Annotated in this window: 5 protein-coding genes; 2 read left to right on the top strand and 3 right to left on the bottom strand. The window is 67.6% G+C overall.

Annotated elements, in window-relative coordinates; all coding sequences use genetic code 11:
- Nucleotides 1–245: 245 nt before the first annotated feature.
- The gene (locus tag ACFWI8_RS20555; RefSeq protein ID WP_387093415.1) at nt 246–788 is read right to left on the bottom strand and encodes an SMI1/KNR4 family protein; all 543 of its coding nucleotides are present in this window, start codon (nt 786–788) and stop codon (nt 246–248) included.
- A 19-nt stretch (nt 789–807) separates the two neighbouring features.
- Nucleotides 808–5,397, bottom strand: a complete 4,590-nt coding sequence (locus ACFWI8_RS20550) for a DUF6531 domain-containing protein (RefSeq protein ID WP_387093413.1) — start codon at nt 5,395–5,397, stop codon at nt 808–810.
- 1,115 nt (nt 5,398–6,512) lie between these two features.
- Between ACFWI8_RS20550 and ACFWI8_RS20545 the strand changes: the two genes are divergently transcribed.
- Nucleotides 6,513–8,012 (top strand): hypothetical protein, encoded by a 1,500-nt coding sequence (locus ACFWI8_RS20545; protein ID WP_387093410.1) that lies wholly within the window; start codon nt 6,513–6,515, stop codon nt 8,010–8,012.
- A gap of 104 nt (nt 8,013–8,116) precedes the next feature.
- Nucleotides 8,117–8,410 carry a hypothetical protein gene (locus tag ACFWI8_RS20540; RefSeq protein ID WP_387093408.1) on the top strand — a complete coding sequence of 98 codons (294 nt, stop codon included), beginning with the start codon at nt 8,117–8,119 and terminating at the stop codon, nt 8,408–8,410.
- A 634-nt stretch (nt 8,411–9,044) separates the two neighbouring features.
- On the opposite strand, the gene ACFWI8_RS20535 is transcribed toward ACFWI8_RS20540, so the two are convergent.
- A complete protein-coding gene (locus ACFWI8_RS20535) occupies nt 9,045–9,458 on the bottom strand; it encodes a DUF4145 domain-containing protein (RefSeq protein ID WP_387093405.1) in 414 nt (137 codons plus the stop codon).
- Between the last annotated feature and the right edge of the window lie 567 nt (nt 9,459–10,025).

Genomic DNA, 10,025 nt, shown 5'->3' with positions numbered 1-10,025 from the left:
CAGATGCACGGCCGAGCAGGATTCGACCTCCTCCGCCACCGCATCCTCCTCCGATGACGAGGACTTACCGTCACCACCGACTACGGAACAGAGCCGTTCGTTTTACAGTCCCCTGCGGAGCAGGGCCCGAGCGTCGGCTTCTGTTGCGAGCTGGGTGAATCACCAGACGTAGCGGAAGTCGCCGTACGTCACCACCTAAAGTGAGACAGAGCCACTCGTTTGACAGACCCCGTGCCGGTCCGAGGTCAGTGACCGGGGGTGGTGGGCAGCGGGTCGAAGCGGTGGTCGGGGCCCGACAAGTCACCCAGGATCTCGGACTGTCGTCGTCCTGTGAGCAGTTCCGCCAGGAACCCGGTGCTTCCGGTGTCGTGGTGCTCCCAGTAGGGGCCGCGGCCTTCGTTGACCATCACGGTCCAGCGGGCGGGCTCATGCCCGGGTGCGATGAGCCAGTACAGCGTCTGACCGTCCTCCGCGATCGCCCAGGGCACCACGCGGTGGTCCGGGGCCCGCAACTGCGGCGGTTTGGGCTCGAATTTCCATAGTTCCGGCAGTGCCTGGGCCTGCTGGCGGGCGACGGCGAGGAGGTTGTAGTCGGGGTTCACGCATCCGGGGTGCAGGAGGCAGAGGTAGTCGTCGAAGTGCCCCCCGCCGTACCGGTCGGCGAGCTCCGTGTAGTCCGCGGGCAGTGCGTTCACGCCCAGTGCCGCGGCCGTCCGGGACCAGTCGGAGGCGCCGGGAGCCGCGCCGGGCGGTGCGACGCGGACGAGCTCTGCCAGTGCTTCGTTCATCGGGCCAATCACCTGGGATCTAGACGTTGAGGATGGTGATGTTGTTGGTGGCGTTCGAGGCGCCGTAAGGGGTGAACGTGAAGCCGTTGGAGCCGTACGCCTCGATGGTGATCCCCACAGGTACCACGTCCGCGTTGCTGCGGTAGATCGGGGTGACCGTGTAGGTGATGTCCTGGTGCTGTGCCGCGGCGGCCACCTGGTTCTCGATGTGCCGCATCACGGGGGAGTTGGCGAACCGCCGGAAGGTCACGAAGTTCTCGGGCATGCGGTTCGAACCGCCGAGCTGGGCGCCGAGCAGGTGGGTGCGGTTGTTGCCCTGTCGCCAGGCGAAGCCCGGGGGCATGACCCCCGGCCGGGTGCGGCCGCCGAGCATGTCGCTCTGGATGAACGCCCTGACGCCCGTCGCACGCCCGCCCGGACCGAGCGGCGAGTACTGCACCCTGCCGCCCCAGGTCGGGTCCGCCGGCTCATACGGGGAGAGTCCCTCCGGGTCCACCCAGACCTGTGGGTTGGGCACGTAGGTCACCGGGTTGAGCGCCCCTCCCAGCCCGAGTGGATCGATGCTGGCGTAGCGGGCTGTCCGCGGGTCGTAGTAGCGGTACAGGTTGTAGTGGAGGCCGGTCTCCGGATCGGCGTACTGGCCGGGGAAACGCAGGGGGGTGTACGCGGTCGCGCCCGGCAGCCAGCCGGTGACGCCCCACAGGGTGGAGCGGGCGCTCCAGGCGATGTCCCCTGACTCGTCGATGAGTTCGGTCGGTGTGCCGACCAGGTCGGTGACGATCGCGAAGAACCGGTGGTCGATCTCCTCCGGCGACGTGGTGTTGACGCGCGACTCGGTCTGGGAGACCGGCCGCAGTCCGTCGTGTTCCCACGTCAGGGTGATCCGGTGGGGCGCGTCGGGAGAGGCGGTGGTCTGTTCCGCCAGGGTCTGCCCGTCCCAGGTGAAGCGGGTCTCCTCGGCCACGGTGCCGTCCGCGGCCATCCGGAACTTGGCCACGCGCCGTCCGAACGGGTCGTATCGGTATCGCCACACCGTGCCGTCGGGCGTGGTGACGGAGACGAGCCGGTCCTCGCCGTCCCAGGCGTAGCGCCAGATGTCCGGCTTGCGGGACAGGCGGGTGCGCCGGCGCTCGATCACGCGGCCGGCCGCGTCGTAGGTGTAGTGCACCCGTCCGGCGCGGTTCAGCAGCAGTCCGGAGCGCTCGTGATCGCCGCGTGCCTCCTGACCGGGAAGGTGCTCGGGCCAGGACGCGTGGGTCAGAGCACCGGTCGTGTCATAGGCGTATCGCTCCGACCAGCCATCCGCGTCCACGCTCAGCACGCGACCGTCGGGGTCCAGGCCGAAGCGGGTCGCAATGCCGTCGCGGCCATCGACGCCCTGCGGGTATCCGTCGGCGCGGTAGGCGTAGGCGCGGCCGACCACCGGCCCGCGGGCTGTGGTGAGCGTCTGGGAGGTGAGCTGTCCGGCGGAGTCCCACTCCTGGATGAGGGCGAAGGCGTCGCCGTGGCGGCGGCTGATCTCCCGGCCCGCCGCGTCCAGGCCGAGGCGGAACTGCCGGCCCGGCGCGCCCAGTGCGACCAGACGGCCCGCGGCGTCGAATTCGTAGACGGTGCGTGTCCCGGCGGGCGTGACGCGTTCGCGTGGCTGGCCTGCCCGGTCGTAGCGGTGGGTCAGGGTGTGCCCATTGACGGTCTCGGCGAGCGCTCGGCCGGCCGCGTCCCGCTCCCAGTCGATCGTGCACTCGGGTCCAGTCACCCGGAGCAGCACGCCGTTGAGATCGCGTTCGTAGGCGGTGACCGCGCCGTCCACGGCTTTCGACGCCAGCTCGCCCAGCGGGTCGTAGGTGTAGGCGACCTCCTGGCCGGAGGGGTTGACCCGGGCCGCGATACGGCCGGCGGCGTCCAGCCGGAAATCGAACCGGCGGCCGTCGAAGTCGGTCTCGGCCACCAGCCGCCCGGCCAGGTCGTAGGTGTAACTCCAGGACCTGCCGTCCGGGCCGGTGACCTCGGTCAAGCGCAGCGAGGCGTCGTAGCGGAAGGTGTAGCGGGTGCCGTCCGGGTCGGTCCGGGCGGCGAGCAGATCGAAGTGGGTGTATTCGAACCGGGTCGTCCTGCCGCCGACGCCGGTGTGGGCCAGGCAGTTGCCCTCGCCGTCGTAGGTCCAGCTCTGTTCGGCACCGTCCGGGTCGGTCCGGTGGGCCATACGCCCCTCCATGGTCCACCGGATACGCGTCTCACCGCCCAGCGGGTCGGTTTCCACGACTGGACGGCCGAACGCGTCCAGAGCGCGGGTGGATCGGTTGCCCAGCGGGTCGGTGATCTCCACTGGCAGGCCGGCGGCGTCGCAGCGCAGCTGGGTAACCGCACCGAGGGCGTCGGTGACGGCGATCAGCCCGCCGTGCTCATCGTGGGCGAAGTGGGTCGTGGCACCGGTGGGGTCGGTCTCCGCGACACGGTTGCCGCGGTCGTCGTAGGCGTAGCGCCAGATCGTGCCGTCCGGAACGCGTACCTCGGTGAGGCCGCCGGTGACGTCATACGCCATCTCGATGACCGCGCCGTCCGGGCGCCGGACGGCGGTCGGGCGGCCGAGATCGTCCACGGTGTAGTGGGTGGTGTGGCCCAACTGATCGGTGTGGGCGGTGAGATGGTGCCGCGCGTCGTACCTGCTGCGCGTGCTGTGACCGAGCGGGTCCGTCTCCGCGATGACGTCGCAGACCTCGTTCACCACCAGGCGGGTGGTGGCGCCCTCGGCGGTGGTGAGGGTGGTGACGGTCGCCGCCGAGTGATCGGGGGCGGGGTCGTCGTAGGTGAGCGTGAGACTGACGTGGCCGGCTTCGCCTCCTTCGGCGACGCAACGGTCCAGGTCGTCGTAGGTGTAGCTGTACTGCCGGCCGTTGCTGTCCGTCCATGCCGTGACGCGCAGCCGCTCGTCACAGGTGAAACGCAGGGCGGCGCCGACCGCGTTGACGACCTCGATGAGATTGCCCCGGTCGTCGTAGCGGTAGTGGCGCACCACCACGTCCTCGCCGTCGCCGCCCGCGTCGGTCAGGGCGAGGCGGGTGACGCGGGCCGCCTCGGCGTCGGCAGTGATCAGCAGGTGGTAGCCACCGCTGTGCCGGATGCCGGTGGGCGTGCCGTCGGGAGCATAGTCGAAGGTGATGCGGTTGGCGTTGCGGTCGCGCAGCTCTTCCAGAGAGGCGAAGCCGTGCTCGTCGGGTGCGGTGAAGCGGCGGGTATGGCCGATGACGGGGTCGGTGAGACGGTAGCCGCCGTCCTCGGCGCGGGTCAGGGGCCAGCGAGGGCCGTTGTCGGGTAAGGCGGGCTGGTCGACAGGAGCATGCGGGTAGGCCAGCAGCATTCCGTCCTCGGAGACGAACACCACTCCCCGGTCGTCCACTTCGAGCCGTTGGTCGAGCGTGGAGGACCAACGCGGCCCGAACCAGCGGCCGGTTGTGTAACCGGAATCCATCCGACGGTTGAACGCCAGGGGCAGGACGCCGGGCAGGACGAGGTCGGTCTGCGGCAGGTACATCCGCCCGGTCGCCAGGTCGATCGGGTCGGTGCCACGGCTGCGGATCACGTTCCGCAGCCGGTCGTACGTGCCACGGACGGCGTTGTCCAGGGTTCCGCGGGCGCTTCGGGCCAGACCACGAACGGCCTGGGCCATGCCGCGCAGACCCACCCGGCCGAGACCGCGGAGGCCGGCGGCCAGGCCGCCGAGGGTGGTGAGGCCCTTCATGCCGGGGATGCAGTCGAGGGCCGCGAACGCGACGTCCCACAGTGATGCCCGGCCGTTGGCGTAGTCGTAGAGGGTGTCGGCGAGTACGACGAGCGCTGCGGCGAGGACCACCCAGGCGAGGGGGCCGCCGATGATCATAACGACGATGCCGAGGACGGCGACGACGACCTTGCAGACCTCGACGATGGTGTCCCAGTTCTCCGACACCCAGTGGACGGCGTCCTCCCACCAGGAGCGATTCTGAATACCGGCGTCGGACGCCTCATCGATCTCGGACGCGCAGGTCCGGGCCGCCTCCTCCCGCATCTCCTTCGCGTCGAGGGCGAGTTGACGCGCTGCGGAGAGTGCCTCCTCAGCCGCGTCCACCCGGCCCTGGGCCGAACTCGCCGCCTCGCTGGCGGCGTTCGCGTCGCGAGTGGCGGCGCGGACCTCGGCCTCGGACGGCGGCTCCACGTCCTCCCGCTCGCCCTCGCGTTCCAGGCGTTCGGCCTCCTCGCCGGCCCGACTCACCCAGTCCTGGGCGTCGGATAACGAGGCCTGGGCGGAGGACAGGTCCGCCTGGGCGGCTATCGCCCGATCCAGGGCGCGGTCCGCCATGCCCTGCGCCGTCTCCAGCTTGGGCCAGTACGTCTGCAACGCCTGCGCCGCCATGTCGTACGACGTCTGGAGCTTCTCCAGATTGCCCGGCACCCCGTCGAACTCCGAGCGGAACGCCTCGGCCGACAGACCGGCCCAGTCCATCACCGCCCGGTCCTCCGCCATCCCACGAATCCGGCCCAAGGCCTCGCCGACATCATCCGCGAACGTCTGTAACTCGTCAGCCAGTTCACGGACCTCGTCCGGGTTACCCGGCGTCGGATCCGAGTCCATGTCGACCGGACTCCAGTCAGACGGACGTGCCACGATCCAACCACCCCCCGTGATGCCCCCAGCAACGCACTGCATCCGACGGTAAATGTTCGATCAAGCCAACTTCAACCGCTCTACAGTCGCGACTTGCCACTCCGCGCCCGAGAAGGATCAATGCCTAACTCCCACGGTCCTGCCCGAGCTCGTGCGCAGACGGTGCGGCACCCACCGGCCGGAGCCAGTGCCGGATCAGGTCACCGCGACCAGGGTTGCGGCTGCCATGCGGCAACAACCCAACCGGTCTCCGGATCGGCGTAGATAGTCGGGGCCGGGGCCAGCGGACCCCTGGCGTCCACGTAGAGAAGCGCGGCGGGGTGGGGACGTTGTCGTCGGGGTGGGCGAGATAGGCGTCGGCCGTGCTGTCGAGAGTGGGCACGTCGACGGACGTGCCACGCACCCTCCGAAGCGGGCCGAAATCTCTCCGACCACCTGCCAGCCCGCAGGAAGCGGCACCTGCGCGAACGTCCAGTGCCACGCCCGCGATGCGCCCCCAAGTGCTGGGCGTAAGCGAGTCCGCAGCGGAGACGTTCACGACGACGGAACGGGGGCACATCTCCGCAGCACCTGCCGGATCAGATGGCGGATCTGGTCGGTGGGCGAGGAAAGAGGTGAAGGCCGCCCGCCTCTCCCCTTCCAACCTCGCTTTGCCCCGGTTTGCACTCTGGTGTGCCGCCCTCGGCTTGCTGAGGATAGGACCTTCGCGGGGAACGTTCTCCGCGGTCCTGGGGAGGTGGGGGATGGCGTTGCCGCCTTGGCGCGTCACTACACGCTTTGACGAGGCATCGGCCAGGCCAGCGGCGCCCGAGGTTCCGCTGGGCGACCGGTCCGGTAAGCCGATGCCGGCGGTTCCCGCCGGGTCGCTAGGGGGCGGCTTCGCGGAACGGGATCCGGTCCCCGTGGGAAACCTCGTGACGCGGGGTATGGCCGGTGCCGTGCACGCACGTGTCGATCGCATCGGTCAGGGACGCGACTGGCTTGGCCGATGTGGCGATCGATTGCAGGGCCGGGAGCCCCGACGTATCCGTGCCCTTGATTCGAACGCCGGTGAGAACTTGGCTCGATGGGCTTTGGGCAACGTGCTCTACGCCAAGAAGCGGCCGGTTCCCTCGTTCGGATTCGCCCTGGCACCCGTGCTGTCCCACAGCGCGGCGGCTCGTCGTCAATGGCGCTTGCGTGCCGGTGCCCTCGTTCTGGCATCGGTGGGTCTGGGATCCCAACGCCCATGGGGAGTTGCAGCGATCATCGGCTCGGTGCTGCTGTTCCAGTTCCTGTGGGGCCCACGAGGACGTGCTGTCATGCGATGGGGGCTCGGTTCCCTGGCGTCCACAGCACTCTTCGCAGTCGTCCTCTTCGGATTGTGGACGGTCATCCGCCCATACCTGCCGTTGATCGTCGAAGGCGCACGGGAGGGCGCCCGCCTGGCGCTGGAACTGTTGGTCGCGGCCATGGTGGTATGGATGCTCGACCGCTGGGCAGCCCTGGCCCAACTACGATCGCTGCGGCCGGAGCGTGAGGAGATCGGAGAGCCACCACGGCTGACGCCCATTGCCACCAAGAGGATAAAGGCGTGCGCGGTCATGGAGAAGTGGCAGACGGTGCCATACCGCACGGAACGCGGGACCGATCGCTTCGTGGGGGGTGGTCTCGATGCCTGGCGCAGAGGTGCTACCCGGATCCAGCTCGCGCCAGCGGGCACCGACAGCGAGAACAGAGAGAGTTCGCACACAGCGAGCGATGAGGCTAGCCCGCCCCCTGGCGAGGTTCAGAAGTTCGAAGCCGACGAGCTGCTGGACGCCGTGCGAAACGAGCTGGAGCACTTGGCGGGGAAGCTCGTCCGAACTCACGCTCTACCCAACTGTGATGTGGCCGAGTTCCTCGCGGTGCCGCAGAACCGCTGGAAGGGACTGCCGTACCAGGCTGTCGATACATGGCCGGAGACGGACGAGATGCTGCAGGAGGCTCGACAGCCTCCCACCGGGCACTTCTCACGCCGCTACCTCGCCGCACAGGTCGTCGGCTGGGAGGGACAGATGGTCGTCACGGTATTCGCACATGCCGCGTTGGAGGGCAACACGCTGCACTTCGTCACTCGCCCCCATGTCCTGGCGCCGTTGAACGCCTGGGCAAACGTGCACACCACGTCGGGGCGACAGTTGGCGGCGGAGATCGCCAAAACCCCTCTGCACGCCTGCGGGGACACCATCGCACTCGCCGCGCGCCTGTACGGATATCTGGGAAACGTCCTGGGGCTCCTCACTGCACCAGCCCTGGCCGCCGCGATCTCCCCGCACAAGGACGACGGGCTGCCCGTCAGTCTGCGCGAACATTGCGGCACAGAGGAGACCAAGGACATGCACCAGACAGATGACGTCCAGCGGTACGTATCCATTCTCCAAAGCCGCATGTTTCAGACTGTCACCGAATTTCTGACCGATCACGGGTACGAGACAGCCGAATTCCGCAGGCAGGTCGTGAGTTTCACTCAGAACTTCATCTCCGGCGACAACAACCAAGTCAACACCGGCACGATGGGCGGCGGCATGAACCAAGGCAACGCCCCGGCACAGCCACAGTAGAAAGGACCATCATGCCCCTCGGGCGAGGACACGAACGCACCAGTGGTGACATCCACATCACAGGCGCGGGGAACCAGGTCAACACCGGCAGGATCCAAGGCGACATGCGCAACACCCATATCTCGGGAGGACGGGGCGACGATCCCCGCCTGCTCGCCGCACAGGCCAGGCTCGCCGAACTGTCCGCGGCGCTGGATGCGCACGCTGCCGAGGTCACCAGTATCGACGGTTGCCGCCTCGCGGTGTCCCGGATCGACGAGGAACTCCGCAACCCCGCACCAGACGGGCGCCGGCTGACCGAGACGTTGGAAATGCTGAACCACGTCATCGGCCCCGTAACCGCCGTCACCTCCCTCGTGGAGGCTCTGAAGACAACGCTCGACACACTTCTTGGGTGAGCAGTCGGATACTCAAGGCGGGCACGCTGACCACCGCGAGCCCGTCGTGGGACTGCTACGGCCTGGGACGCAGGCTCCAGCAAGCACCCATCCGGAGCAGGACGGGGAAACGGTCATCTCGGCGTTCGCCGGAATACCGCGGTGGCCCCTAACGAACTCGTGAAAGAACCTCGTGCAGGTCGGGGCCCGGGCCGCCAAGACCGCGATGCCGTCGTAGAGGTACCGGTATGCGCTGGCCGTCGAGACGCAGCCGTCGCGGGCGAGCCGGCCGACACGGGTGCCGTCCCGGAACCGGCGCAGCATCAGCACCGCCTGGCGGAAGCACATCAGCTCCCGACGCCTGGAGTCCCGGCCTGGAAGTGAGCCCGAGGTGCAGCGCGAGTGCGCGAAGGACATCGAGCGCGGCAACATAGGTGACCGACGTGAAGCACTCTGGTGCTGGACGATCTTGTCGTGAGAACCGTCTTGCCAGCGGCTTCACGTCTGGCTGCGACCAGGGCCTTCGCCTCCGACTCACGCCACTATCGGCACTTCATCCCGCCTCGCGAGCATTATTCCGCAGAGAAAATCTCAAAATGTAACGCCAGCTTTACTGGTTCTCTGGGTCCGAAAATCTTCGCCGTCTTTTGAATTCCTAGAATCGATTTGCGTAGACGTATACGTAGTCGAGGATCGCCTCTGTTAGCGTGATAGCGTCATTGACGTCCTCGCGGTTAATCTCATCGCGACTTCCGAAGTGGGCGGCTATGTTTCGCAGTACGCGGAGTTCCGAAGCCCACTCATACATGCCGGCATCGATGAGCCCTCTTTCCTGCAAGCGTTGCAGGCTTCTCATGAGGTTACGCTCTTTGACCCCGTGTAGATGAGCTAGGCCTTCCAGGGCCCGACCGCACATGAGCGCTGCCGGCAAGTTGAATCCGGCCAGCGCTAGACGTTTAGCCTCAGCTAACTCGATACGGAGGGCATTGGGAACACGGCGGTTCAGATCATCGACGGCCGGATAGAGCCATATCGGATCAGAGAACGAGACTCCGTCCTCTCCGTACATGACTAGCACTCCGCCACACTGGTCGCAGACCAAGAGCGAGAAACGCCAGTCTGGTGCAGCTGGCCCGTCGGTATAAATGACGTGTGCGGCCTCTCGAGCAAGGACATGCGTGCGACACTCCGGGCAGGTGCCGACAACGGCCTTCTCTTGAGCGCCATCCGTGTCCATTGCTGCTCCAGCGACAATCGGCTGTTCCTACTGATCGCAAGCTTGCCTGAGTCTACTGGCTGAAGGCCACTTCACGCTGTGCGAGTTGATGACCTCGTGTGCGGAGAGCGCACTGACACCGCCGGCTCGGTTGGTTCAGATGATCGACCAGTCTCTCAGCGACAGCGCCAGTCGGGCGTTGGGGCGGTAATCGGGGATCCGGTCCAGGCTGCGCCGAGACAGGACCCACCGGCCACTGACCGAGGTGACGCACGTGGTGACACCTGACAACGGACCCTCTGCCTCGGAAGGCTAAGGGCTGTGCTACGGCTCCACGACGGTCAGCCGACCGAGTCGTGGCGTTCTGGTACCGGTCGTTTTCCGCAGGCGCTGGAACCGGAAAGGAGAGGGCGGGCGATG

It is taken from the genome of Streptomyces sp. NPDC127098 (assembly GCF_042722465.1).
Classification (GTDB): domain Bacteria; phylum Actinomycetota; class Actinomycetes; order Streptomycetales; family Streptomycetaceae; genus Streptomyces; species Streptomyces millisiae.
Note: the sequence above shows the minus strand (reverse complement) of the source record. Positions and strands in the feature narration are given on the sequence as shown.

Bases quoted from the DNA above. Each gene is read 5' to 3' on its own strand.
- ACFWI8_RS20555 (WP_387093415.1), bottom strand. From the start codon at position 788: ATGAACGAAGCACTGGCAGAGCTCGTCCGCGTCGCACCGCCCGGCGCG.
- ACFWI8_RS20550 (WP_387093413.1), bottom strand. From the start codon at position 5,397: ATGGACTCGGATCCGACGCCGGGTAACCCGGACGAGGTCCGTGAACTG.
- ACFWI8_RS20540 (WP_387093408.1), top strand. From the start codon at position 8,117: ATGCGCAACACCCATATCTCGGGAGGACGGGGCGACGATCCCCGCCTG.
- ACFWI8_RS20535 (WP_387093405.1), bottom strand. From the start codon at position 9,458: ATGTACGGAGAGGACGGAGTCTCGTTCTCTGATCCGATATGGCTCTAT.